We start from the raw sequence: 23,099 nt of genomic DNA, 5'->3' as shown, positions 1-23,099 counted from the left end.
CTACCACACCAGGTGTGACACCCCTCGTTCGAGCAATCACCGAACCGAAACGAAGATCACGTTCCTGGCGCCAAGTCCCGCGCTGTGGCTCCTCGAAGGCCGAGCCCGGCCGCCAGGCACGCCACGGGCACCACGGGAAGCACGTAGCGGTGGTCGAAATCGAGCACGGCCACCGGCGCGACCAGCAGCGTGACGGCGACCGCCCAGGGCAGCGCCGCCGTCCGAGGCCTCCGCACCGCGCCCACGGCGCCCATCAGCAGGACGGCGGCCAGCAGCGGCCCGCGCAGATAGGCCGGGTACTGGTAGGCGACGAGCAGATCCGCGTACGGCCGGACCGCCCGCATCCCGGTGAGACCCGGGTCGTACTCCCTTCTGACCTGCTCGACGAGCGGCTGATCGGCGGGCAGCGACCACGTGCCGACGGCGAAGCCGAACGCGGGGACGACGCGCGCCGGGTGGGCGACGGGAGTCCAGGGGAACGCGAGCGCGGTGTCCCGCGCCACGTCGCGCAGGTAGTCGAGCGGCTGGGCGGCGATGGCGCGCAGCGCGAAGGCACGGGCCCGGTCGTTGAGCGCGGCGTGCCCGCCGGGGAGCCGGTTGAGGGAGGACTCCCTCGCCCAGGCGTACTCCCCCGCGGCGTCCAGGACGGTCCCGTTCGGGCACAGCGGAGCGAGGTCCGGCGGAGGGCGGACGACCGCGCAGTCCGCGAAGGTCATGGTGCGGGCCCACAGAGCGACCCCGTCCCCGCCGCCGATCGCGAACCTGCCGTGGACCCCGGCGTACCATCCCGCGTACGCGGCGACCGGCAGCAGCCCGGACAGGGCCAGCACGGCCAGGCGGCGCCAGGGGACGCGGCGCACCGCGAGCACCAGCACGGCGAGCAGGATCAGCGGCAGCGCGACCGTCCGCGTGAGGGCGGCTCCCGCGAGGAGCAGGCCGGCGGCCGCGGCGGCGCGCGCGGACGGCACCGGGCGGCGGACCAGCAGAGCCGTGGCCGCCACGACCAGCAGGATGAACAGCGAGTCGGACAGCACCGCGTGCTCCAGGCGGAGGAACGACGCGTCGAACAGCACCGGCGCCGAGGCGGCCACGGCGGCCCAGCCGGGCAGTCCCCCACGGCGCAGCGCCGTGTAGACGACGACGCCGGTCGCCAGCCCCATCGCGTGCTGCGCGGCGACGACCACCTCGACACTGTGGAAGGGCAGGAGGGCGCGCAGCAGCAGGGGGTATCCGATCGGGTGGAACCCCTGCTCGGGCCGCAGGTGGACCGCGTTGTGCAGGTAGGTGAACGAGTCGTACCAGTACAGCCGGGCGGGCGGGTAGCCGAGCATGGTGACCACCCGGAGCGCGGCCGCGATCGTGAGCGTGACCGCGAAAGCGCGGTGCCGCCGGGCCCAGGCGAGGACCGGGAGCAGGCGGCGGGCGTACGCGAGCATGGCGAATCCGATCGGGGAGGGAAGGGAGATGAGGGGAGATACGGGCAGGCGTCATCCGCGCACGGCACCCAGTGGCCCGGCTCCGTGGATCGCGGCGGAGGTCGCGGCGTGGATCGCGGCGGGGGGTCGGCGGCCGCGCCGAGCCGCGTGATTCAGCGCGGCTCAGCGGGCTCGACGGGCTCGGCGGGCTCGGCGGCTCAGGGGTGGGACGACGGCCCGGCGGCCGCCGGGCAGTAGGCGTCCCTGGCGCGCGGCCGGGGATTGGGGGCGGGGCCGACCAGCAGGAGCGCCTGCCCGTCGGCGACCATGATCCCTTCGAGTACGTACCAGCCGGCGGGGGCAGGCCGCCGGGCGCCGTGGGCGGTGTAGGAGGTGAACTCCGCTCGCACGCCGTGCTCCCGCAGCAGGGGCAGGACCTCGCCGACGGTCCGGTTGAGGAAGTCCACGCAGTGGAAGGGCATGCCCTCCATGTCGATGTGCTCCATGAGGCCGTATCGCTCCCCCGGCCGGGCGGCGCGGCCGATCAGCACCTCGGCGTGCCCGCGGAAGTCCACCGGGATGCGGAACCCGGTCGGGCAGCCGGCGAAGCGCACGCACGTGCCCGGCGCCTGGATCGCGGTGATGGCGCTGTTGTCGCGGGTGCCGTCGACGTAGAGGGCCCGCCCGGCCGAAGCGGGCGCCGTGGGCACGATCCGCACCTCCACGTCCAGGCCGCGCTGGCGCAGTTCACGCTGGTACGTCGCGGGATCGGCGAACAGGTCCCGCACCATGACGACGTAGTGGCCGCCCTCCCGCCTGATGTCGAGCGCGGCGGAGGCCGGAGCGGGGCCGAGCCCGGCCGCGCCGGGGACGAGCCACGACACGGCGAGCAGGACGGCGGCGAGCGGGAGGACGACCGCCGCCAGGCGGAGCTGGACATTCCGGACGGCCCCGCGTGCCATGTGGCGGAGCCGGTCCCGGTGACCGCGTGCCGGAGCCGGCCCCGAGACGATCTCCTCCAGCAGTTCCATGGCCAGCGGCGTCAGCCCCGGGCCGGGGCCGGGGGCGATACCGGCGACCAGGCGGCGCAGGTCGCGGTCACGCGCGGAGTCCTGAGCACGGCCACGTGCTCGGTCGCACGCAGGGTCCTGAGCGCGACCATGTGCGCGGCCGTACGTGTCGCCGTGTGCGCGGTCCTGTGCGCGGTGGTCCATCACGCCTCTCCTCCCGCCAGCGCCGCCATCCGGATCCCGTACCGGGCCATGTCCACTCCTGCCGAGCTCAGCTCCGCGGCGAGGCGTTTGCGGGCCCGGTGCAGCCGGAGGCGGGCGGCCCCGCGCGAGCAGCCGAGCACCGTGGCGATCTCCGCCGACGCCAGCCCTTCCCAGCTCGCCAGCGCCAGCACCTCGCGGTCGTCGGCGCCGAGCCGCCGGAACGCCCGGCGCACGGCGTCGAGCTCCTCGTGGTCCGGCGGCCAGGCCGGATCGTCCCGCCGCTGCGCGTCCCAGAGGGCGAGCTGCGCCCCGAGCCGCTCGACGAGCGCGCTCCTGCGGGTCTCGGCCCTGCGGCCGTTGGCCAGCACCCGCCGGGCCACGCCGTACAGCCACAGGCGGGCCGCCGGGCCGGCGGGGACGTCGCCTATGCGCCGCCAGGCCGTGGCGAAGGTCTCGGCGAGGGCGTCGGCGGCGTCCTCGGGGGACGTGGCGCGGCGCCGCACATAGGCGAGGAGATCCGCGTAGTGCGCCACATAGATCTCCTCGAAACGGCGCCTCATGTCCCCGCGGCCCACCGTTGCTCCCCCTTCACCGTTTTCCCCGCCATCTCGTACCTGTCCGGAAGGCCGGAAGTGTTTCACCCCCGTCTCCGTGGAGATCACCGCTCCGCGGCGTTGGTACGTTTGGGCACGTGGCCCATTACTTCGAGGAGCGTCCCGAGGCGGACAGCCGGCCGGGGACGGTCACCCTGGTCCTCCCGGATCTGCATCTGCGCCTGGAGACCGACAGCGGGGTGTTCTCCCCCGAGCGGATCGACGCCGGGACCCGGGTGCTGCTGGAGAGCGTGCCCGCGCCTCCGCCCGACGGCGACCTGCTCGACCTGGGCTGCGGCTACGGCCCGATCGCGCTGACCATGGCGTCCCGGGCGCCGGGAGCGACGGTCTGGGCCGTCGACGTGAACCGCCGCTCGGTGGACCTGTGCCGTAGGAACGCCGCGAGCGCCCGCCTTGACAAAGTAAGGTCGCTACATGTCGACGAGGTGCCGGACGACGTGAGGTTCCGGGCCATCTGGTCGAACCCGGCCATCCGGATCGGCAAGGCCGCCCTCCACGCCATGCTCACGCGGTGGCTCGACCGGCTCACCCCCGACGGCAGCGCGTACCTCGTCGTGCAGAAGCACCTGGGCTCCGACTCGCTGCAGCGCTGGCTGAACGAGCAGGGCTGGCCCGCCTCGCGGCTTGCCTCCCGGTCCGCCTACCGCGTCCTGCGGGTGGACGCCCGCCCCGCACCCTCCCCCACACCGTCCCCTCGACCGTCCGCTGTACGCGGCTCTTCCGGCGACCAGGAGCGATGAGCGCCCCGATGAACACGACCAACCCGCGCAGGCAGCTCAAGCCGACCGACGTCAAGCGGCTCAACCGCACCTGGCGCCGCAACACCGAGGGCCGTCTGGCGCTGATCCTCGAATCCGTCACCGGCCCCTTCAACGTCGGCTCGGTCTTCCGCACCGCCGCGGCGTTCGGCGTGGAGACGATCTGGCTGGCCGGCAACGCCACCCCGCCCACCAATCCCAAGGCCCAGAAGACCGCGCTCGGGACCGACCGGCTGGTGGAGTGGCACGAGCCGGTCCCGGTGACCGACGCCGTACGCGCCGCCAGGCAGGAGGGCTACCGGGTCGTCGCCGTCGAACTGACCGGCGACGCCGCGCCGCTGCACGAGGCCGCGCTGGACGGGGACGTCTGCCTGGTGCTGGGCAGCGAGGACCACGGCGTCTCCCCCGCCTGCCTGGAGGCCGCCGACGCCGTGGCCTACATCCCGCAGGTCGGCAGGGTCGGATCGGTCAACGTGGCGGTCGCGGCGGCGATCGCGATGGCCGAGGCCAGGCGACGGGAATGGGCGTCGATGGGCGCCTCGTGACCCAAATGTTCATGTCCGCGCGCTGACGCACTCTCCGAGACCCGGCATACTCCTTTCGTGCACCGCCGTTTCGCCTTCCTCGACCATCCCGGCCCGCTCGCCTTCGCGCACCGCGGCGGTGCCGCCGAGGGCCGGGAGAACACGATGGAGGCCTTCTCCAGGGCCGTCGAGCTCGGCTACACCTACCTGGAGACCGACGCCCACGCGACCTCCGACGGCGTCCTGCTCGCGTTCCACGACCACACCCTCGACCGCGTCACCGACCGCGCCGGGCGCGTCTCCCGCCTGCCCTACCGCGAGGTGCGCGAGGCCAGGATCGGCGGACGGCACGAGATCCCCCTGATCGAGGACCTGCTCGGCACCTGGCCGGACGTGCGGTTCAACATCGACGTCAAGGAGAGCGCCGCGATCGCGCCGCTCGCCCACGCCATCCGCCGCACCGGCGCCCACGACCGGGTCTGCCTGACGTCGTTCTCCGACTCCCGGCTGTCGCGCGCCCTGCGCGCGATCGACCGGGAGGTCTGCTACTCGCTCGGCCCGCGCGGCCTCGCCGCCCTGCGCACCGCCGCGATGGGCGGCGGGTACGGCAGGCTGCTGTCCGGGCTGGCCCGGGCGGGGGTCCCGTGCGCGCAGGCGCCGATCGGGTTCCGCGGCCTGCGGGTGACCACCCGCGCCCTCGTACGGACCGCGCACGCGATCGGCATGCAGGTGCACGTGTGGACGGTCAACGACCCGGTGACGATGGCCCACCTGCTCGACCTGGGCGTGGACGGCATCATGACCGACAACATCAGCGGCCTGCGCGACGTCCTCAAGTCGCGCGGGCAGTGGCACCCCCGCCCGGTGGTCCCGTAACCCCCGTGACCCCCCCTGACCCGCCCGGCACGACCGCTCCACACGCGAGGAGAGACGATGACCGCCCCCCAGGTCGTTCAGGAGGAGCTTCCCGGCGCGCGACGGCGTGAGCAGCGCGGCTGGTACTGGTACGACTGGGCCGACTCGGCGTTCCAGACGACGGTCCTGACCGTCTTCCTCGGGCCGTACCTGACCTCGGTCGCCACGACGGCGGCGGGCGGCCCGGAGGGCTTCGTGTCGTTCCTGGGCCTGGACCTGCGGCCGAAGGCGTACTTCACCGCGATGGTGACGATCTCGGTGCTGCTCCAGATCGTGGTCATGCCGGTCGTCGGCGCCCTGGCCGACCACACCGGGCGCAAGCGGCACATCCTCGGGTCGCTCGCCTTCACGGGCGCGGCGGCCACCCTGGGGTTCTACCTCGTCTCGGGCGACGCGTACCTGCTGGGCGGCGCGCTGTTCCTGCTCGCCAACGTCACCTTCGGCTCGGCGCGGGTCGTGTACGACTCCTTCCTGCCCCAGATCGCCGGGGCGGAGGAACGCGACACGATCTCCAGCAGGGGCTGGGGCTTCGGCTACCTCGGCGGCGGCCTGCTGCTCGCGCTCAACCTGGTGGTCTACCTGTTCGCCGACATCGACAAGGGCCTGGCGGTGCGGATCAGCCTGGCCTCGGCCGGCCTGTGGTGGGGCGCCTTCACGATCATTCCGATGCTGCGCCTGCGCGACCGGCGGGTGCCGGTCCACGAGGCGACCGCGGCGCGGGCGGTCGCCGGCAGCGTGCGCCAGCTCGGCCGTACGATCGCCGAGGCGCGCCGCTATCCCCGCACGCTGCTGTTCCTCGCGGCCTACCTGGTCTACAACGACGGCGTGCAGACCGTGATCGGGTTCTCCGCGACGTACGCCGACCAGGAGCTGGGGCTGGGGCAGACCCACCAGATCGGCGCGATCCTGATGGTCCAGTTCATCGCGGTGGGCGGCGCCCTCGGGCTGGGGCGGCTCGCGGCGGTGTTCGGGACCAAGCGCACGGTCCTCGCCAGCCTGGTGGTGTGGACCGTGGTGGTGGGGGTGGCCTACTTCCTGCAGAAGGGCGCGGCCCTGCAGTTCTACGCGATCGCGTTCGCCATCGCGATCGTCATGGGCGGCACGCAGGCGCTGTCGCGTTCGATGTACTCGCTGGTGATCCCGCCGGGGCGCGAGGCGGAGTACTTCAGCCTCTACCAGGTCAGCGACAAGGGGTCGGCGTTCCTCGGCTCGCTGGTGCTCACGCTGGCGCTCCAGCTCACCGACAGCTACCGCACCGCGATCGTCTCGCTGATCGTGTTCTTCGTCCTCGGATTCGTGCTGCTCACGACCGTCAACCTGCCCCGGGCCATCCGCGAGGCGGGCAACGAGGTCCCCGACCACATCTGAGGGCGCGTTCTGGGAGGGATCGTCCGTGCCGCCTGGAGGCATGACCCCGCGACGGGCGGTCTGGCTCGTGCTGACCCACCGCGCCAGGGCCTTCGTCCCCGCCTGGCCGCCGGCCGGCTGGTGCCCGTCGTCTGGCCCGCACCGGTGCGGGATCGGCACGTCGCCCGGCGCGCGGAGCACCCCGACCTGCATGCGATGGTCTCCGAGGTGGCCGGTGAGCTCGGAGTCCGGCGCCCGTCACGCGTGTGTCTCGCCCCCGTCGCCGAGAGCGGTGGCACCCGGCTGGGGCCGCGGCGTACGGAGCTGTGGATCGGCCTGCCCTACCTCATGGGGTTCGAACGGGCGGAGCTGCGCGCGGTGATCGCCTTCGAGCTCGTCTTCCTGGAAGCGCGCCGGTCGTGGCTGCTCGGCGCGCTTTGGGAGGTCTGGAAGGCGGGGGTGCGGATGAGGCCCGCCGTGCAACGGGAGATCGGCGCGGTGGTGCGGGCCCTCGTCACCGAGGCCGACAGGGCCGGCTGCCGCGTGTCGGATCCGCGGACCACGGCGAACGCGGTTCTGCGCGGCGTCCTCATGAGCGTGTCGTTCGACTGGTTCGTGCACCGCTACGCCGCGGATCTGCCCGCCCACCGGTATCTTCCGCTGGACCTCTACCCGGCCTGGCGCTGGAAGGTGCACAAGGACGACCTTCTGGCCCGGCTCATGCCGCGATACCTCGAACTCTCCGCGACCGAATCCCTGGGTCTGGACGCGACCAGCCGCATGGCGGAGCTGGGGGTCGTCCTCGACCGGCCGCCCGGGCCTGCGGCGGACCCGATCATGTCCACGCCCGGTCCTGAGGGCGAGGCGCGGTTCGCCCGCTGCCGGCTCGGCGACGTTCTCGCCGGCACCCCGGCCATGCGCCGCGAGCTTACGTTTCCCGACGTCCCGGAAAGCGTCTGGGACGAGATCATGAAGTGCCGCCATGACCAGGTCCTCCGGGCCGCGGCCGAACTCACCGGTCGTGAGCATCTGACGCTCGCCGACCTCATGGAGATCGTCGCGGCCGGGCGCGGCGCGGAGCTCGTCCGGGAGCACAGAGAGGGGGTGTGCACCCACCCGACGGCCGGGGTCTGTGTCCTCTTCCCCGTTCTCCATCGCCATCTGCGGACGAAGGGCTACAGGTACGGCCAGGCGCTGCGCCAGCGGGAGCTCATCGGTCCCGGAGGCGACCGCGTCGACGTGGTACGGCTCGCCGAGGCGGCCGAGCAGGGCCACCCGATAACCGAGATCCTGCCTCTCCGGTATCAGTCCGCGGTCTGACTCGATCTGGTGGGCGCGCTTTATACCGCACAGCTGGGACCAGTGGGACGGAAAAAGCGCGATTGGATCAGGTCTCGGCTGGGAATCCCTTCACGGTATCAGGCGTTGTACGCGGTGGCGAACGAACCCCCTCGAAGGCGGGGACCTCAGGAGGCTTAAGAACATGGGCGAGCGTGCACTTCGCGGTACCCGGCTCGGCGCGACCAGCTACGAGAACGACCGCAACACCGATCTGGCGCCTCGCCAGGAGGTGACCTACACGTGCCCGAAGGGCCATCTCACCACCGTCCCGCTCGCCGTCGAGGCCGAAATCCCGACGACCTGGGAGTGCCGTCACTGCGGCAGTCCCGCGCTGCGGGTGGACGCGGAGCAGCCGCAGCAGAAGAAGGCGAAGCCGCCGCGGACCCACTGGGACATGCTTCTCGAGCGCCGTTCGATCGAGGACCTTGAGGAGGTGCTCAACGAGCGCCTCGCCATCCTGAGGGAGCAGCGGCGCAAGAGCGCGTAGGACGCCTGTGACGCCCCCGGCGGCCCTGATCTCCAGGGCCGCCGGGGGCGTTCGCATGTACCCGGCCGGTGCGGGCACGGGCACGCCGGGTGGTGCGTCAGGACACCCCGGCCCGCTCCGGGGGCTCGGCGGCGGTGAGGTGGTGGCGCAGGCGCTCGCCCTCGACGTCGAGGTCGGGCAGCGCCCGGTCCAGGGCGCGGGGCAGCCACCACGCTGCGCGGCCGAGCATGGACATCACGGCGGGGACGAGGGTCATCCGGACCACGAAGGCGTCGACGAGCACGCCGACGGCCAGTGCGAAGCCCATCGACTTGATGATCGGATCGTTCATGAACACGAACCCGCCGAACACGGCCGTCATGATCAGCGCCGCGGCGGTGACGACCCGCGCGTTGTGCCCCATGCCGTTGATCGTCGCCTGGCGGGGAGCGTCGCCGCGCACGTAGTCCTCGCGCATCCGCGAGACCAGGAACACCTCGTAGTCCATGGCCAGGCCGAACAGGATGCCGATGAGCAGGATCGGCAGGAAGCTGACCAGCGGGCCCGGCACGTCCACGCCCAGCAGGCCGGCCAGGTGACCCTGCTGGAAGATCGCCACGGTGATGCCGAAGGTCGAGCCGACGGTGAGCAGGAAGCCCAGCGCGGCCTTCACCGGGACGAGGATCGACCGGAAGACCAGCATCAGCAGCAGCACCGACAGGCCGACCACCAGCAGCAGGTACACCGGCATGGCGTCGGCGAGCTTGTCGGAGACGTCGATGCCGACGGCCGTGGCGCCGGTGACGGCGATCTCGGCACCGCCGATGCCGGCGACCTTGGCCCGGATGGCGTGGACGGCGTCCTCGGTGGCCGCGGCGGTGGGCCCGGCCTTGGGGATGATGGTCAGCAGCGCGGTGGTGCCCGCGGCGTTCGGCTGCGGCGGGGCCACGGCCAGCACGCCGGGGGTCTGCTGGATCAGCTGCGCGGCCCGCCCGGCGGCGGCGGTCGTGGCCGCGCGGTCGGCGGCGGAGACCACGGCGATCAGGCGGGCGTTGAAGCCCTCGCCGAATCCCTCGCTGGTCAGGTCGTACGCCTCGCGGGCCGGGGTGCCGGGGGCGGCGGTGCCGGCGTCGGGCAGGGCCAGGCGCAGGTCCTGGGCCGGCAGCGTGAGCGCGCCCAGGGCGAGGACGCCGGCCACCAGGATCGGCACGCGCAGCCGGGTGACCAGCCGTCCCCAGGTGTAGCCGAAGCCGCGGCCGGCCGCGCCCGCGTCGTCTCCGGTGCGCTGCCTGCGGGGCAGCACTCGGGCCCCGGCGTACGACAGGAAGGCCGGCAGCAGCGTGAGGGCGACCAGGACGGCGACGGCCACGGTGCCCGCGGCGGCCAGGCCCATCACGCTGAGGAACGGGATGCCGACGACCGACAGGCCGGCGAGCGCGATGACCACGGTGGCCCCGGCGAACACGACCGCCGATCCGGCGGTGCCGACCGCCCGGCCCGCGGCCTCGGCGGGTTCGACTCCCTCGGCGAGGAACTGGCGGTAGCGGGAGGTGATGAACAACGAGTAGTCGATGCCGACGGCCAGGCCCAGCATCAGCGCCAGCACCGGGGTGACGGAGGTCAGCTCGACGACGCCGCTGAGCGCGAACAGCCCGCCCATGCCGGCGCCCACGCCGATCAGCGCGTTCAGCAGGGTCATCCCGGCGGCCACCAGCGAGCCGAAGGTGACGATCAGCACCACGGCGGCGATCACGACGCCGATCCCTTCCGACCCGCCGACCTCCGGCGCGGCCTTCAGGATCTCGCCGCCGTGCTCGACCCGCAGCCCCGCCGCCGAGGAGCCGGCTTTGAGGTACGCCTCGCGCTGGGCGTCGGTCACGTCCTCGACCGCGTGGGCGAACTGCACCTGGACCAGGGCGTAGCGGCCGTCGGGAGAAACGGCGCCGGTCCGGAACGGGTCCATGGCGGCGACGACGCCGGGAATGGCGGCGGCCTCCTTGACCACGGGCGCGACCGCGGCGGGCGCGAGCTTCCGGCCCTGCGGAGCGGCGACCACGATGGCCCCGGTGGCACCGCTCGCCTGCGGGAACTCCTTGGCCAGGGCGTCCAGCGCCCGCTGCGACTCGGTGCCGGGCATCGAGAACTTGTCGCCGGCCGGGCCGTGGAAGGCCGCGGCGGCCAGGCCCAGGACCACCAGCAGGAGCAGCCACAGGGCGGCGACGCGCCCGCGCCTGCGGAAGGAGAACCGGCCCAGCCGGTACAGCAGGGTTGCCACAGAGATCTCTTTCTCGGGGAGGGTCAGCCGGTCGGCAGACCGAGCGTCCGCAACGCGCCGCGGGTCAGTTCCGCGCGCAGTGTCTCTTCGGGGATCGCGCATTCACTGGCGCTGGTCAGGATGATCCCGAGCATCGCCATCCAGGCCCAGACGCGGGCCTGGGGGGCGTCCGAGCGGCCCGACAGGGCCTCGGTGAGCCGTTCGACGATGTGGTCGGCGGCGGGCAGCTCCGGCCGGTTGATCAGCGCGTCGACGTCCTGCAGGAGGATCTTCACCTGGAGCCGGAAGCGCAGGGACAGGTCGACGAGCCCGGTGACGGCGGCACGGGCCGCCTCCTCACCGCGCAGCCCGGCGAGCCGCCCTTCCAGCTCGGCGAACTCCGGCCCCACGGGCGCCAGCAGCTCGGTCAGGATCGCGTCCTTGTTGGTGAAGTGGTACAGCAGGGACGCCTTGGAGCAGCCCGCGTCCGTGGCGATGTCCTGCAGGGAGGTGCCACGGAAGCCGTGGGCGGCGAACAGCCGCACGGCCGAGTCGAGGATGTCCGCGCGCGTCGTGGTTGCGCGTGCCATGGGAGACACCTTAACTGACCGATCGGCCAGTCGTTGGGGCGCCCCAGACCCCGCAGGACCCTGATGGCCGTCGATACACTCGGACGTGCCTCAAGCATGATCGATAAGCCGGAATCGTCCCTGTGGTTCCTTGGCCTTGCGGAACGTTCCTGCGACGACATACGACGGGGGACAAGATGAGAGTTCTCAGGTGGGACACCGAAGATCTGGCCGTCCGGGATCGGTTTGCCTTCTGGTACGACACCATGTCGCGGGCGCTTGTGCACTCATGGCTGGCCACCGACCATCCCGCCCGCTTCGCCGCGTCAGCGTGCGTCTTCGACCTCGGCGCGGTGCAGCTGACGACGATGAGTCATCACAGGCTGCTGGCGCAACGGCCCGCGCGGCTCATCCGGCAGTCGGATCCGGAGGTCTTCCAGTTGCACCTTGTTCTCGTCGGCGCCGGCGGCTTAGCGCAGGCGGGACGGGATGCCGCCTTCCAGGCGGGGCAACTGCTCCTCATCGACTCCTCCCGGCCCTACGAAGGGTGGCGGGGCTCCGCCGACGAACCGGCCACATCACTGGTCGTCCAGTTCCCCCGGGCCGCGCTCGGCCTGCGGTCCGACATGGTCGGGCAGCTCACCGCCACGCCGATCCCCGTCCGGCACGGCATCACCGGCGTCCTGGCCGGGCACCTCAAGCACCTGGCGGACAACGCCGACGGGCTCACCTCTCGTGACGCGCAGACGGTGGCCGCCGTCACCCTGGACCTGATCGCGGCCACCTTCGGCGACCGGCTGGAGGCCACCGCGCTGCTGTCACCCGAATCGCGACGCCAGGCCCTGCTGTCGCTGATCCACGACTTCGTCCGGAAGCGGCTCGGCGACCCCGGCCTCACCCCCGCCACGATCGCCGCGGCCCACCAGATCTCCGTCCGGCACCTGTACAAGCTCTTCGAGGAGCAGGGCGTCACCGTGGCGGCCTGGATCCGCCGCTGCCGGCTGGAACAGTGCCACCGCGATCTCGCCGATCCCCGGCAGCGTTCCCGTCAGATCCAGGACATCGCCACCCGGTGGGGCTTCGCCGATGCCGCGACCTTCAGCCGGGCCTTCCGCGCCGCCTACGGCATGTCACCCCGCGATCACCGCAGGCTGACCGCGGGCGACGGCCCTTCGGAGGACGCTCCCCCGCGGCCCTGACACCTCCCCGCGAGGCCAACGCCAGAGGTCAGGGTCAGAGGTCGGACCGGCATCACCCTGGATGAGAGCCCTAGCGGTCAGGGCAGGGCCCTTGACAGGCGCAGCCAGTTCTGGATCGCGAACTTGACGTCCCCGCGGGGCAGCGATTTCTCGATGACGTAGAGCGGCATGCGCATGTTCTTGATGAAGCGCAGTTTCCTGATTGTCCGCAGATCCAGGGCACGCCAATCTCTCACCAGGGCGGTCGCCTCCGGCAGTGAGTACGGCACCTCCGTAAGAAATGATTCGGCGGCGGACGTGGGGCTCAAAACCCCAGGGGAGGATTCGTCGAATCCTGTCAGGGCCGCTACGGTATTCAGCCGCCTGATCACGACTTCGGACCGTTTCATCCCTACACGCGTCCGGCGCAGCGAGGACGTGACTCAGGGCGGCCGGGCAGGCCCGCCGGCCTACGGACGAGTTTACGTTCTCACGCACCGCGACTTCCCCGCCACGGGCGTGATCTTGACTTTGTCTTGTCACCAAGTCATCATCCTGCTGTTTTCCTGTGCAGGCTTGATCGAATTCACAGCGCATGGCGGAGGTGCTTCGCGGCGGAGGAAGCAGCCATTCCATAACGACGCCCAGCCGAGGAGACACATGAAAATCGCGTGGAGCACCAGAGACATGGCCGTGCCGGACCGGTTCACCTTCTGGAACGACACCATGTCGAGGACGCTTGTGCCGGTGCGGCTGGCCACCGACCATCCCGCCCGTTTCAACGGATCGGCGCAGGTGTTCGGCCTCGGCGCACTGCAGTTCTCGCTGATGAGCCACTGCCTGCTGCAGGCGAGCCGGCCCGCGAAGCTCATCCGGCAGTCGGATCCGGAGGTCTTCCAGTTGCATCTTGTGCTCAGCGGCCGTGGCCGCATGACGCAGGCGGGACGGGATGCCGCCTTCCAGGCGGGGCAGCTGCTCCTCATCGACTCCTCCCGGCCGTTCGGGGGGTGGCGGGGCTCCGCCGACGAACCGGCCAGGTCACTGATCGTCCAGTTCCCCCGGGCCGCGCTCGGGCTGCGGTCCGACATGGTCGGGCAGCTCACCGCCACGCCGATCCCCGTCCGGCACGGCATCACCGGCGTCCTGGCCGGGCATCTCAAGCACCTGGCGGACAACGCCGACGGGCTCACGCCCCGTGACGCGCAGACGGTGGCCGCCGTCACCTTCGACCTGGTGGCGGCGGCCTGCGCCGACCGGCTGGAGGCCACCGCGCTGCTGTCACCCGAATCGCGACGCCAGGCCCTGCTGTCGCTGATCCACGACTTCGTCCGGAAGCGGCTCGGCGACCCGGACCTCACCCCCGCCACGATCGCCGCGGCCCACCAGATCTCCGTCCGGCACCTGTACAAGCTCTTCGAGGAGCAGGGCGTCACCGTGGCGGCCTGGATCCGCCGCTGCCGGCTGGAACAGTGCCACCGCGATCTCGCCGATCCCCGGCAGCGTTCCCGTCAGATCCAGGACATCGCCACCCGGTGGGGCTTCGCCGATGCCGCGACCTTCAGCCGGGCCTTCCGCGCCGCCTACGGCATGTCACCCCGCGATCACCGCAGGCTGACCGCGGGCGACGGCCCTTCGGAGGACGCTCCCCCGCGGCCCTGACACCTCCCGGCGATGTCGGGGTCAGAGGTCGAGCAGGTCGGCCGACACCTGCCAGAGGAGGGTGGCCGCCTCCGGGTCGAGCGCGTACTCGGCCACGCCGCGGCGGGTCCCCGGGCGATGCGGTTCGGCCTCTTGGCAGTCCTCGAAGTATCGCCCGGTGACGCCCTCCACCAGCGGCGAGGCCGCGAGCAGCACCGACGTGGCCGCGCCCTGCTCGGGTGTCTTCCAGGCGGGGCCGTCGCCGCCCATCTGGGCGCGCATACGCTGGAGCTCCTCCTCGGTGACGTGCCGCTGGAGGTTGGTCGGGATCGCGCCGGGCATGAGCGCGTTGACGACGATGCCGTCACCGGCCCAGCGCCTGCCCGCCTCGACCGCGAACAGCACGTTGGCGGTCTTGGACTGCCCGTAGGCCAGCCACGGGTCGTACGGGCGCTCCCGGAACTGGATGTCGTCGAAGACGACCGGCGAGCGCAGGTGGGCGCTGGAGCTGACCGACACGACGCGGGCGCCGCCGGCCGCCGCGAGCGCCGGGCGCAGGCCGGCGGCGAGCGCGAAGTGCCCGAGGTGGTTGGTGGCGAACTGCGACTCCCAGCCCTCGGGGGTGCGCGCCTCTGGCGAGGCCATCACGCCCGCGTTGTTGACCAGGATGTGCAGCGGCCCCTCCCAGGTCGCGGTGAAGGCCGCGACCGACGCCTGGTCAATCAGGTCGAGCGGTGCCACCCGCACCCGGGCGTTGCCGGTGGCGAGGGCGAGGTCGTCGGCGACCCGCTTGCCCGCGCCGAGGTCGCGGACCGCGATCGTCACCTCGGCTCCCGCGGCGGCCAGCGCCCGCGCGGTCTCGACGCCGATGCCCGACGCGCCGCCGGTCACGACCGCCCGCCGTCCGCGCAGGTCGACGCCCTCGATCACCTCGGCGGCGGTGGAGCCGGCGGTGAACGGCGTGGTGACGCGCGTGTTCCCAGTCGTGTTCCGAGTCATGTTCGTTCCCCGTCCCGTACGGCGGCGCGGGCCCCCTGGGAGTCCGGGCCGCTACAATCAGAACAAACCGGAGGAACCTCCGGTACGACTGCGACTCTAACCGGAGCTTCCTCCGGTTAGCAACCCGCGCCGTGGAGGAGCCGTGTCCACCCCCGCTCGACCGACCGGAGTCAAGCCGTTGCGCGCCGACGCCCGGCGCAACCGCGAGCGGCTGCTCGACGTCGCCGTACGGGCGTTCTCCCAGGAGGGGCCGGACGTCACGCTCGACGCGATCGCGAAGGAGGCGGGCGTCGGCATCGGCACGCTCTACCGCCACTTCCCCACGAGGGAGGCGCTGATCGAGGCGGCCTACCGCAACGAACTGGCGAAGCTGTGCGACGCGGCGGCCGGGCTGCTGGAGGAGATGCCACCGGACGTGGCGCTGCGCACCTGGATGGACCGCTTCGCCGACTACCTCGCCACCAAGCGGGGCATGGCGGACGCGCTCCGCGCGGTGATCGCCGCCGGCGCCAACCCGTACGCCCACAGCCGTGACCGGCTGGTCGGCGCGATCGGCACGCTGATCGAGGCAGGCGCCGCCGCCGGGGTGTTCCGGCGGGACGTGGCGGCCGAGGACGTGCTCACCGGCATGAACGGCGCCTGCCTCGCCGCCGGCGAGCCCGCGCAGCGCGAGCAGGCCGGACGGGTGATCGACCTGCTCGTGGACGGCCTGCGCCACGGCGCTTCCGGGGCGACGGCCTGAGGGCGCCGCCCGTCACCGCTGTCATGCCGAGGGCCGGCGGCGCGCCCCCCAGCGCGCAACCGGCCCCCTCGATGGATCCGCTCACACCCGGTGCCAGCGGGCCTCCGCGAAGCAGTAGACGGCGAACAGCACCAGGCCGATCGCGACCACGACCAGCAGCCACGGGCCGGCCGGGGTGTCGGCGAGCGCCTTGAGCGCGTCGTCGATGCCGGCCGCCTTGTCCGGGTCGTACGTGAGGGCCGCCTGGCCGATCAGGGCGCCGGCGGCGAGGGCGATGACGCCGCGGGCGATGTAGCCGGCCTTGCCGAGCTTGACCACGACACCGCGGGCGCGGGGCTCGGTCACGTGCATGTCCCGCATGAACTTCTCGGTCCAGCCCTCGTAGATCCAGTACACGCCGAGGGCGATCACGCCGAGAGCCAGCAGGCCCACCAGGAACTGCCCGCCGGGCAGGTCGAACAGCGCCTTGGTCGCGTCCTGCGACTGGCTGTCGGACGAGGCGGCGGCCTTGTTCTGGGTGAGCAGCGCCACCATGGAGTAGACGAGGGCGGCGTAGACGACGGCCCTGGCCACGGCCTCCACCCGCTCCCTGGCCTCGGGCCGGCCCCAGACGGCTTCGGAGATCTGCCAGATCGCCAGCGCGGCCAGGCCGACCGCCATGAGCCACAGCAGGGGGTCGCCCAGGGGCGAGTCGCGCACGATCTGGAGCGCGCTGCTCTTGTCGGCCTCCCCGCCGCCGCCGAAGGCGATCTGGAGCGCGACCAGGCCGATGATGGCGTACAGGACGCCTCGGGCGGCGAAGCCGACCTTGGCGAGTTTTTCCAGGGCGGGGTGGTCGGCCGCCCTCCGGGCCGTGCCTTCCAATCGCCGGCCGGTCTGATGCGCGGTCGTCATCACGGTTCTCTCCCTCTGGAGGCGGATCGATCTTCCTGCTGACCCAGAGAAGGAGGATTAAACGTCGGCCTGCTCAGCCCGCCAGGCGCAGGGCCTCGGCGGCGACGGCGTGCCGCAGGTCGCGGATGCCGGGCCGTCCGCGCAGGGGATGCACGTTGTTGGTGAGCAGCACGACGGTCAGGCGGCGGGCGGGGTCGACCACCAGCGACGTGCCGGTGAAGCCCGAATGGCCGAACGCGCCGGTGAGAGGGCCGACGATGGCCGGGTCGCCGATCCGCACCCCGAGCCCCTGCCGGAAGGCGGCGGGCGGGACGCCCTGGTCGCGCAGCATCTCGGCGGTCCACTCGGGAGACAGGATCGGGCCGCCGCCGGTGCGCAGCGCCTCGCCGAAGCGGACGAGCTCGGCGGCGGTGGAGAACAGCCCGGCGTGGCCGGTCACGCCGCCCAGCGCGTGGGCCGTCTCGTCGTGCACCTCACCTCTGACGCAACCGGCGGCGCTTCGCTCCGGCTTGAACTCGGTCGCGACGGCCCGCTCCGGCTCGACCGGCCCGTACGTCGTGGCGCCGAGCCCGAGCGGCCCGGTGACCCGCTCGCGCACGAGCGCGTCCAGCGGCGCGCCTCCGGCGGCCTCCGCCACCCGCCCGGCCGTGATCATGCCGACGTCCGAGTAGAGGTGGGTGCCCGGCGGCATCTGCGCCGGGGTCGAGAGCACCAGGTCCCAGCGGGCCTCCTCCGGCTCCCTCTCCACCCGCCGGCTCGCGGGCAGGCCGGCCGAATGCGTCAGCAGGTGCCGTACGGTGATCCCGGGCCGGTGCCCGTAGAACCGGGGCAGCCGCGCGGCCACCGGCTCGTCGAGGCCGAGCGCGCCCTCCTGGGCCAGCGAGACCACCACCGCCGCCGTGAACATCTTGGTCAGCGAGGCGATGTCGAAGAGCGCGTCCATCACGACGGAGGGCCGCCCGGAATCCAGCCCGTACAGGGGCTCTTCGGAGGGTCCGGCGTACCGCACGGCCTCCCCCACGGCGGCCGCGGCGACCGTGCGCCCGTCCAGGGCGATCACGGCGACCGCCGCCGAAGCGACCCCGGGTACGGCGGCGTGCAGGATCTCGTCCAACCCGGACGCCTTTACAAAGTAAGGCACAGGGTCACCTTTCGCGTCCGGTCAGGCGCCGCGCAGCGCCGGGCCGAGCCGGTCGCCGTGCACGGCGAGCAGCGCCCTCGCGTCGTCGGCCCCGACCCCGCGCTCGATCATCACCACGGCCGTCTTCACGTCGCGCCCGGCGTGCTCCAGCACCTCCCGGGCGTCCGGCACCTCCGCGCCGGTGATGTCGGAGACGATGCGGGCCGCCCGGTCGACGAGCTTGGAGTTGCTGGCCACGACGTCGACCATGAAGTTCCCGTACGTGCGGCCCGACCTGATCATCGTGATCGTGGAGATCATGTTGAGCACCAGCTTCTGGGCCGTCCCCGCCTTGAGCCGGGTCGAGCCGGTGACGACCTCCGGCCCCACGATGACCTCGATCGCCCGTTCGGCGGCCAGGGCGAGCGGGGTGCCGGTGTTGCAGGCCAGGCCCACGGTCAGCGCGCCGCGCCGGCGGGCCTCCTCGACCGCGCCGACGACGTACGGCGCGCGCCCGCTGGCGGAGATGCCGACGACCGAGTCGAGCGGGCCGACGCTCTTGTCGCGGATCACGGCGGCGCCCGCTTCGGCGTCGTCCTCGGCGCCCTCGACGGAGCGCACCAGCGCGGCCTCGCCGCCCGCGATGATGCCCTGCACCAGGTCGGGGTGGGTGCCGAAGGTCGGCGGGCACTCCGACGCGTCGAGCACCGCGAGCCGCCCCGAGGTGCCCGCGCCGACGTAGAGCAGCCTGCCGCCGCCCGCCATCCGGGCGGCGATCGCATCGACGGCCGCGGAGATCGCCGGGACCGCCTGGCCCACCGCGGCGGGGACGGCGGCATCGGCGGCGTTCATCAGGCGCGCGATCTCCTCCGTCGGCAGGGTGTCGATTCCGCTGTAGCGGGGATCGCTCTGTTCGGTGGCGAGAGCGGCGAGTGAGTGCGTCATGGTTCCTCAGCTTCGGAGTGCCTTGTACTGATGGATCGCGTGCGTACGGGACTGGAACGGCTGGTGGCCGCGCCCCGGACCGGGCGGGAGCGGGTGGGCCTCGTCACCAACCCCACCGGAGTCCTGCCCGATCTGACCCCCGCCGCACCGGCCCTGCTGGCCGCGGGGACGCGCGTGACCACGCTTTTCGGTCCCGAACACGGGCTGCGCGGCACGGCGCAGGCGGGCGGCGGCGAGGCCGCCGCGGCCGATCCCGTCACCGGCCTGCCCGTGACCGACACCTACGGCCGTACGGGCGCCGACCTGGACGCGCTCGTCGCGGCGTCCGGGGTGGAGGCGCTGGTCTTCGACATGGCCGACGTGGGTGCCCGGTTCTACACCTACGTGTGGACGATGTGCGACCTGATGGGGTCGGCGGCCCGCCTCGGGCTGCCCTTCACCGTGCTCGACCGGCCCAACCCGATCGGCGGCGCGGTGGCCGAGGGCCCGGTGCTCGACCCCGCCTTCGCGAGCTTCGTCGGCCGCGCCGCGCTGCCGCTCCGGCACGGGCTCACGCCGGGCGAGATCGCCTTGTCCGCCAACCGCGTGGCCGGCACCGCGCTGGAGGTCGTGCCGATGGAGGGCTGGCGCCGGGAATGGCATTTCGACCGGACCGGGCTGCCCTGGGTGATGCCGTCGGCCAACATGCCGACTCTCGACACCGCGCTGGTCTATCCCGGCACCGGGCTGCTGGAGGGCGTGAACGCCGCGGAGGGCCGGGGCACGACCCGGCCGTTCGAGCTGGTCGGCGCGCCGTACGCGGACGGGCGGCTCGCCGCCGCGCTGAACGGTCTCGGCCTGCCGGGCGTGCGCTTCCGCGACACGTCGTTCACCCCGGCGTACGGTAGGCACGCGGGTGTGCCGGTGCGCGGCGTCCAGCTTCACGTGACCGATCGCGGGGCCTTCCGGCCGGTGCTGACCGGGGTGTCCCTGCTGCACGAGCTGCGCACCCTCTATCCGGACGACTTCGCCTGCGACCCGTTCCTCGACCTGCTGTGGGGCTCGGGCTCGCTGCGCGCGCACCTGGAGGCCGGGCGCGACCCCCGCGGGCTGTGCCCCCCGCCGGGGCCACCGGAGGGTGATCTGCTGTACGGCTGAACCGGCCCCACCGGCCCATCCGGTGAGCCGCCGGGCGGGACGCACCGGTATCGGCCCTGGTATCGGCGCGGGCATCAGCCGAGGTGGCGGCGGTAGAGCCAGAAGACGCGCTCGGCGCGGGCGGCGACCGCCCGGGAGTAGAACCGCAGCGGGCCCACCCAGCCGATCTGCGCCGAGGTCAGCCCGGCGGCGGCCTGCTCGGCCAGGCAGCGGCGCAACAGCACCCGGCCGACGCCGAGGCCGCGGGCGGCCTCCGCCGTCCCCATCGGGCCGAACCACAGCGGCCTGGCGCCCCAGGCGGCGAAGCCGAGGATCTCCCCGTCGCGGGCGGCGTAGTGCAGACCGGTCGCCTGCTCGGCCTCCCAGGCCCACGCGTCGTTCCACTGCTCGCGGACGAAGGCGACGACGCCGCTCCGCTCCCCCGCGGGCGCGGCCGCGACCGTCACCCCGGCGGCGTCGAGCCTCGCCAGGTCGGCCTCGTGCCCGGCCTCGTCGTAGCGGGCCGGGAGGTCGGCGGTCATGTTCCAGGCGACGCGGTAGCGCTCGTAGCCCAAGCTCTCGGCCAGGCAGGCCGCCGGGGTGTAGCGCACGTCGATGCCCGGCCAGGCGTAGCAGGGCGCGTTGCCGGCGAACCTCGCCTCGGTCGCGCCCTTGGCCCGCATCCACTCCTCGGCGGCGGCGACCAGCGCCCGGCCGATCCCCCGGCTCCGCGCGGCGGGGTCGACGGCGATCAGGTCGACGTGCCCGGCGCCGTCCGCGCCGATCGACACGAACACCGCCCCCTGCGGCCCGGCGTCCGGGGCGGGCACGGCCAGGACGGTCCACTCGCGGCCCGGCGGCGGGGCGGCGAGCCGCCGTACGAGCAGCGCGGCGTCGTCGGCGTCGGCCCAGAGCGCGGCGGCGGCCAGGCGCTCCAGCCGCTCGTCCACCTCGGCCGCCTCCACCGTGACCACTTTCACCGTGACCACCTCCGCCCGGGCCGGCGTCACTCACCCACCCCCACCGGGATCACGCTACGCCGCCTGGGGTGGAAGCAGGCGTGCTCCTGCTCGGTCTCCTGCCCGGGCCCGCCGTCGCGGCCCAGGACGGGGGTCTCCTGCTCGCAGCGTTCGGTGCTGAACGGGCAGCGCGGGACGAACAGGCACCCGCCGGGAGGCCCCTCCCCCTGCGGCTCCTTCGGCACGACCCGCTCGGCCCCTGGCTGCTCCAGGCCATGTAGGACCGGGATCGCCGACAGCAGCGACTGCGTGTACGGGTGGACGGGGTCGGCGATGATCTTCTCGGTGGCGCCACGCTCCACCACCTGCCCCCGGTAGAGCACGTACAACTCGCCGTCGTCGCCGATGTAGCGGGCGGTGGCGATGTCGTGGGTGATGAACAGCACGCCGACGCCGAGCCGCTCGCGCAGGTCCTTGAGCAGCGCGAGGATGCCCAGCCGCAGGGACACGTCGATCATCGAGACGGCCTCGTCGGCGACCAGGACCTCGGGGTCCATGGTGAGCGCGCGGGCGATCACCACGCGCTGGCGCATGCCGCCGGACAGCTGGTGCGGGTAGCGCGGCAGCACGTAGCCGGGGTCGATCCCGACCATCGACAGCAGCTCCTGCGCCCGGCTGTCGATCCACGACCTCGGGCGGCCCGTCTGGCGGGCGCGCAGCGCCAGCGGGGCCTCCAGGGCCTGGTGGATGGTCCGCGTGGGGTTGAGCGCCGAGTAGGGGTCCTGGTGGATGAGCTGGACCCGGCGGAAGTACGGCTGGCGCCGCCGGTGGCTCAGGGACGACATCGGCACCCCGTCGATGACGATCTCGCCGGCGTCGTGGGTCTCCAGGCCCGCGATGATCCGGCCGAGGGTGGTCTTGCCGCTGCCCGACTCGCCGATGAACGAGACGGCTCCGCCCCTTTCGACGGCGAAGTCGACGTCGCGCAGCGCCGGCACCTCGCGGGCGCCGAGCACGCCGCCGCGCTGGCGGAAGGTCTTGGAGATCCCGGTTCCCGTGATCACACGAGCTCCTCTCGTCCGACCAGCTCCAGGGGGCGGCCGGTGGCGTGGCAGGCGACCGTACGGCCGTCGTGGGTGACGGCGGCGGGGTCGTCCGTCTCGCAGATGTCCATGCGCCGCTCGCAGCGCTCGCGGAACACGCAGCCCTGCGCGGGCAGCGTGCCGAGCGTCGGCGGGCGCCCGGGCAGCGCCCGGGCGAGGGACAGGTCGCCCGTGAGGCGCGGGATCGCCCGGATCAGGCCCCGCGTGTACGGGTGGCGGGCGTCGCCGAGCACCTCGGTCACCGGCCCGTGCTCGACGACCCGACCGCCGTACATGACGGCGAGGTCGTCGGCGACCTCGGCGACCGCGCCGACGTCGTGGGTGATGACGAGGGTGGTGAGCGCCCGCTCCTCGTGGACCTCCCGGATGATCCGCAGGATCGTCGCCTGCGTGATCATGTCGAGGGCGGTGGTCGGCTCGTCCAGAACGACGACTTTGGCGTTCAGGACGAGCGCGAGCATGATGCCGACCCGCTGGCGCATGCCGCCGGACAGCTCGTGCTGGTAGGAGTCGAGCACCCGGGCGCCGTCCATGCCCATGCGGGCCAGCAGCTCCCGGGCGTCGCGCACCAGCGCCCGCAGGTCCTCCACGTCGTGGGAGCGGCCGAGGTCGAGCAGCTGCTTGCCGATGGTCTTGAGCGGGTTCAGCGAGTTCTGCGCGGCCTGGAAGACGTAGCCGACCTCGCGTCCGCGGGCGCGGCGCAGGTCCTCGCCGCGCAGCGTCAGCACGTCGCCGAGCCCGTCGATCTCGACGCTGCCCGCCGCGATCCTGCCGGGCGGCTGCACGGCGTTGAGCAGCGAGAGCGCGAGGGTCGACTTGCCCGAGCCCGACTCGCCGACGACACCGGTGATCGTGCCGGGGGCGAGGGTGAGGTCGACGCCGCGGACGGCGGGCAGCTCGCCCGCCGGGGTCTTGTAGACGACCGTGAGGTCCCGGATGCGGACCCCCGGTGCTGCCGCGTGAGGTGTGGCCGGTTGAGCGGTCATAG

At 73.0% G+C, this 23,099-nt stretch carries 23 protein-coding genes; 10 read left to right on the top strand and 13 right to left on the bottom strand.

Annotated features, from left to right (window positions below):
- Positions 1 to 56: 56 nt before the first annotated feature.
- The 3 genes from F5972_RS14455 to F5972_RS14445 form a co-directional block, all read right to left on the bottom strand.
- A complete protein-coding gene (locus tag F5972_RS14455) occupies positions 57 to 1,436 on the bottom strand; it encodes a hypothetical protein (RefSeq protein WP_150934020.1) in 1,380 nt (459 codons plus the stop codon).
- 197 nt (positions 1,437 to 1,633) lie between these two features.
- Entirely contained in the window at positions 1,634 to 2,629 is a 996-nt protein-coding gene (locus tag F5972_RS14450) for a hypothetical protein (RefSeq protein WP_150934019.1), read from the bottom strand.
- Positions 2,629 to 3,189, bottom strand: a complete 561-nt coding sequence (locus tag F5972_RS14445) for an RNA polymerase sigma factor (protein WP_150934018.1) — start codon at positions 3,187 to 3,189, stop codon at positions 2,629 to 2,631. Before F5972_RS14445 ends, F5972_RS14450 begins: the two co-directional genes overlap by 1 nt.
- A 131-nt stretch (positions 3,190 to 3,320) precedes the next feature.
- Here F5972_RS14445 and F5972_RS14440 point away from each other — a divergent pair, with 131 nt between their 5' ends.
- The 6 genes from F5972_RS14440 to F5972_RS14415 all read left to right on the top strand — a co-directional run bounded on the left by F5972_RS14440 (position 3,321) and on the right by F5972_RS14415 (position 8,615).
- Positions 3,321 to 3,983, top strand: a complete 663-nt coding sequence (locus tag F5972_RS14440; RefSeq protein WP_150934017.1) for a class I SAM-dependent methyltransferase — start codon at positions 3,321 to 3,323, stop codon at positions 3,981 to 3,983.
- Positions 3,980 to 4,546 (top strand): TrmH family RNA methyltransferase, encoded by a 567-nt coding sequence (locus tag F5972_RS14435; RefSeq protein WP_225311487.1) that lies wholly within the window; start codon positions 3,980 to 3,982, stop codon positions 4,544 to 4,546. Before F5972_RS14440 ends, F5972_RS14435 begins: the two co-directional genes overlap by 4 nt.
- A 57-nt stretch (positions 4,547 to 4,603) precedes the next feature.
- Complete coding sequence (locus tag F5972_RS14430) at positions 4,604 to 5,401, top strand: glycerophosphodiester phosphodiesterase (RefSeq protein ID WP_150934016.1); 798 nt, start codon at positions 4,604 to 4,606, stop codon at positions 5,399 to 5,401.
- A gap of 57 nt (positions 5,402 to 5,458) precedes the next feature.
- Positions 5,459 to 6,808 (top strand): MFS transporter, encoded by a 1,350-nt coding sequence (locus tag F5972_RS14425; protein ID WP_150934015.1) that lies wholly within the window; start codon positions 5,459 to 5,461, stop codon positions 6,806 to 6,808.
- Positions 6,809 to 6,952: 144 nt separating this feature from the next.
- Entirely contained in the window at positions 6,953 to 8,107 is a 1,155-nt protein-coding gene (locus F5972_RS14420; protein WP_150934014.1) for a M48 family metalloprotease, read from the top strand.
- A 163-nt stretch (positions 8,108 to 8,270) separates the two neighbouring features.
- Positions 8,271 to 8,615, top strand: coding sequence for an RNA polymerase-binding protein RbpA (locus F5972_RS14415; protein WP_079316970.1), 345 nt, complete (start codon positions 8,271 to 8,273; stop codon positions 8,613 to 8,615).
- Positions 8,616 to 8,712: 97 nt separating this feature from the next.
- On the opposite strand, the gene F5972_RS14410 is transcribed toward F5972_RS14415, so the two are convergent.
- Positions 8,713 to 10,869: an MMPL family transporter gene (locus tag F5972_RS14410; protein ID WP_150934013.1), complete on the bottom strand. Its 2,157-nt coding sequence runs from the start codon at positions 10,867 to 10,869 to the stop codon at positions 8,713 to 8,715.
- Between the two features lie 23 nt (positions 10,870 to 10,892).
- Positions 10,893 to 11,438 carry a TetR/AcrR family transcriptional regulator gene (locus tag F5972_RS14405; RefSeq protein WP_150934012.1) on the bottom strand — a complete coding sequence of 182 codons (546 nt, stop codon included), beginning with the start codon at positions 11,436 to 11,438 and terminating at the stop codon, positions 10,893 to 10,895.
- A gap of 176 nt (positions 11,439 to 11,614) precedes the next feature.
- Between F5972_RS14405 and F5972_RS14400 the strand changes: the two genes are divergently transcribed.
- Complete coding sequence (locus tag F5972_RS14400; protein ID WP_150934011.1) at positions 11,615 to 12,616, top strand: AraC-like ligand-binding domain-containing protein; 1,002 nt, start codon at positions 11,615 to 11,617, stop codon at positions 12,614 to 12,616.
- Between the two features lie 77 nt (positions 12,617 to 12,693).
- On the opposite strand, the gene F5972_RS37225 is transcribed toward F5972_RS14400, so the two are convergent.
- Positions 12,694 to 12,885, bottom strand: coding sequence for a hypothetical protein (locus F5972_RS37225; protein WP_191910122.1), 192 nt, complete (start codon positions 12,883 to 12,885; stop codon positions 12,694 to 12,696).
- Positions 12,886 to 13,255: 370 nt separating this feature from the next.
- Between F5972_RS37225 and F5972_RS14395 the strand changes: the two genes are divergently transcribed.
- Complete coding sequence (locus F5972_RS14395) at positions 13,256 to 14,254, top strand: AraC-like ligand-binding domain-containing protein (RefSeq protein ID WP_191910121.1); 999 nt, start codon at positions 13,256 to 13,258, stop codon at positions 14,252 to 14,254.
- A 21-nt stretch (positions 14,255 to 14,275) separates the two neighbouring features.
- Here the strand turns inward: F5972_RS14395 and F5972_RS14390 are convergent, their stop codons facing one another.
- Entirely contained in the window at positions 14,276 to 15,232 is a 957-nt protein-coding gene (locus tag F5972_RS14390) for an SDR family NAD(P)-dependent oxidoreductase (RefSeq protein WP_150934009.1), read from the bottom strand.
- 142 nt (positions 15,233 to 15,374) lie between these two features.
- Here F5972_RS14390 and F5972_RS14385 point away from each other — a divergent pair, with 142 nt between their 5' ends.
- Entirely contained in the window at positions 15,375 to 15,974 is a 600-nt protein-coding gene (locus F5972_RS14385) for a TetR/AcrR family transcriptional regulator (protein ID WP_150934008.1), read from the top strand.
- Between the two features lie 81 nt (positions 15,975 to 16,055).
- Here the strand turns inward: F5972_RS14385 and F5972_RS14380 are convergent, their stop codons facing one another.
- From F5972_RS14380 to murQ, 3 genes are all read right to left on the bottom strand, one after another.
- Positions 16,056 to 16,868, bottom strand: coding sequence for a DUF1206 domain-containing protein (locus F5972_RS14380; protein ID WP_150934007.1), 813 nt, complete (start codon positions 16,866 to 16,868; stop codon positions 16,056 to 16,058).
- Between the two features lie 73 nt (positions 16,869 to 16,941).
- Complete coding sequence (locus F5972_RS14375) at positions 16,942 to 18,009, bottom strand: serine hydrolase domain-containing protein (RefSeq protein ID WP_225311486.1); 1,068 nt, start codon at positions 18,007 to 18,009, stop codon at positions 16,942 to 16,944.
- Between the two features lie 21 nt (positions 18,010 to 18,030).
- On the bottom strand, positions 18,031 to 18,933 hold the full coding sequence (murQ, locus tag F5972_RS14370) for an N-acetylmuramic acid 6-phosphate etherase (protein WP_150934006.1): 903 nt from the start codon (positions 18,931 to 18,933) through the stop codon (positions 18,031 to 18,033).
- Positions 18,934 to 18,963: 30 nt separating this feature from the next.
- Between murQ and F5972_RS14365 the strand changes: the two genes are divergently transcribed.
- Positions 18,964 to 20,070 (top strand): exo-beta-N-acetylmuramidase NamZ family protein, encoded by a 1,107-nt coding sequence (locus tag F5972_RS14365; RefSeq protein ID WP_150934005.1) that lies wholly within the window; start codon positions 18,964 to 18,966, stop codon positions 20,068 to 20,070.
- A gap of 74 nt (positions 20,071 to 20,144) precedes the next feature.
- Here the strand turns inward: F5972_RS14365 and F5972_RS14360 are convergent, their stop codons facing one another.
- From F5972_RS14360 to F5972_RS14350, 3 genes are read right to left on the bottom strand one after another with little or no spacing between them, the layout of a single operon-like run.
- Complete coding sequence (locus F5972_RS14360; protein WP_225311485.1) at positions 20,145 to 21,029, bottom strand: GNAT family N-acetyltransferase; 885 nt, start codon at positions 21,027 to 21,029, stop codon at positions 20,145 to 20,147.
- 26 nt (positions 21,030 to 21,055) lie between these two features.
- Entirely contained in the window at positions 21,056 to 22,072 is a 1,017-nt protein-coding gene (locus tag F5972_RS14355) for an ABC transporter ATP-binding protein (protein ID WP_150934004.1), read from the bottom strand.
- Positions 22,069 to 23,097, bottom strand: coding sequence for an ABC transporter ATP-binding protein (locus tag F5972_RS14350; protein ID WP_150934003.1), 1,029 nt, complete (start codon positions 23,095 to 23,097; stop codon positions 22,069 to 22,071). The genes F5972_RS14355 and F5972_RS14350 overlap by 4 nt, the downstream gene beginning before the upstream one ends.
- Positions 23,098 to 23,099: the final 2 nt, after the last annotated feature.

It is taken from the genome of Microbispora cellulosiformans, assembly GCF_008728085.1.
Lineage (GTDB): Bacteria > Actinomycetota > Actinomycetes > Streptosporangiales > Streptosporangiaceae > Microbispora > Microbispora amethystogenes.
Note: the sequence above shows the minus strand (reverse complement) of the source record. Positions and strands in the feature narration are given on the sequence as shown.

Coding starts and splice junctions, on each gene's coding strand:
- F5972_RS14415 (WP_079316970.1), top strand. CDS start 8,271: ATGGGCGAGCGTGCACTTCGCGGTACCCGGCTCGGCGCGACCAGCTAC.
- F5972_RS14445 (WP_150934018.1), bottom strand. CDS start 3,189: ATGAGGCGCCGTTTCGAGGAGATCTATGTGGCGCACTACGCGGATCTC.
- F5972_RS14365 (WP_150934005.1), top strand. CDS start 18,964: ATGGATCGCGTGCGTACGGGACTGGAACGGCTGGTGGCCGCGCCCCGG.
- F5972_RS14435 (WP_225311487.1), top strand. CDS start 3,980: ATGAGCGCCCCGATGAACACGACCAACCCGCGCAGGCAGCTCAAGCCG.
- murQ (WP_150934006.1), bottom strand. CDS start 18,933: ATGACGCACTCACTCGCCGCTCTCGCCACCGAACAGAGCGATCCCCGC.
- F5972_RS14350 (WP_150934003.1), bottom strand. CDS start 23,097: ATGACCGCTCAACCGGCCACACCTCACGCGGCAGCACCGGGGGTCCGC.
- F5972_RS14455 (WP_150934020.1), bottom strand. CDS start 1,436: ATGCTCGCGTACGCCCGCCGCCTGCTCCCGGTCCTCGCCTGGGCCCGG.
- F5972_RS14390 (WP_150934009.1), bottom strand. CDS start 15,232: ATGACTCGGAACACGACTGGGAACACGCGCGTCACCACGCCGTTCACC.
- F5972_RS14450 (WP_150934019.1), bottom strand. CDS start 2,629: ATGGACCACCGCGCACAGGACCGCGCACACGGCGACACGTACGGCCGC.
- F5972_RS14395 (WP_191910121.1), top strand. CDS start 13,256: ATGAAAATCGCGTGGAGCACCAGAGACATGGCCGTGCCGGACCGGTTC.
- F5972_RS14400 (WP_150934011.1), top strand. CDS start 11,615: ATGAGAGTTCTCAGGTGGGACACCGAAGATCTGGCCGTCCGGGATCGG.
- F5972_RS14405 (WP_150934012.1), bottom strand. CDS start 11,438: ATGGCACGCGCAACCACGACGCGCGCGGACATCCTCGACTCGGCCGTG.
- F5972_RS14380 (WP_150934007.1), bottom strand. CDS start 16,868: ATGACGACCGCGCATCAGACCGGCCGGCGATTGGAAGGCACGGCCCGG.
- F5972_RS14425 (WP_150934015.1), top strand. CDS start 5,459: ATGACCGCCCCCCAGGTCGTTCAGGAGGAGCTTCCCGGCGCGCGACGG.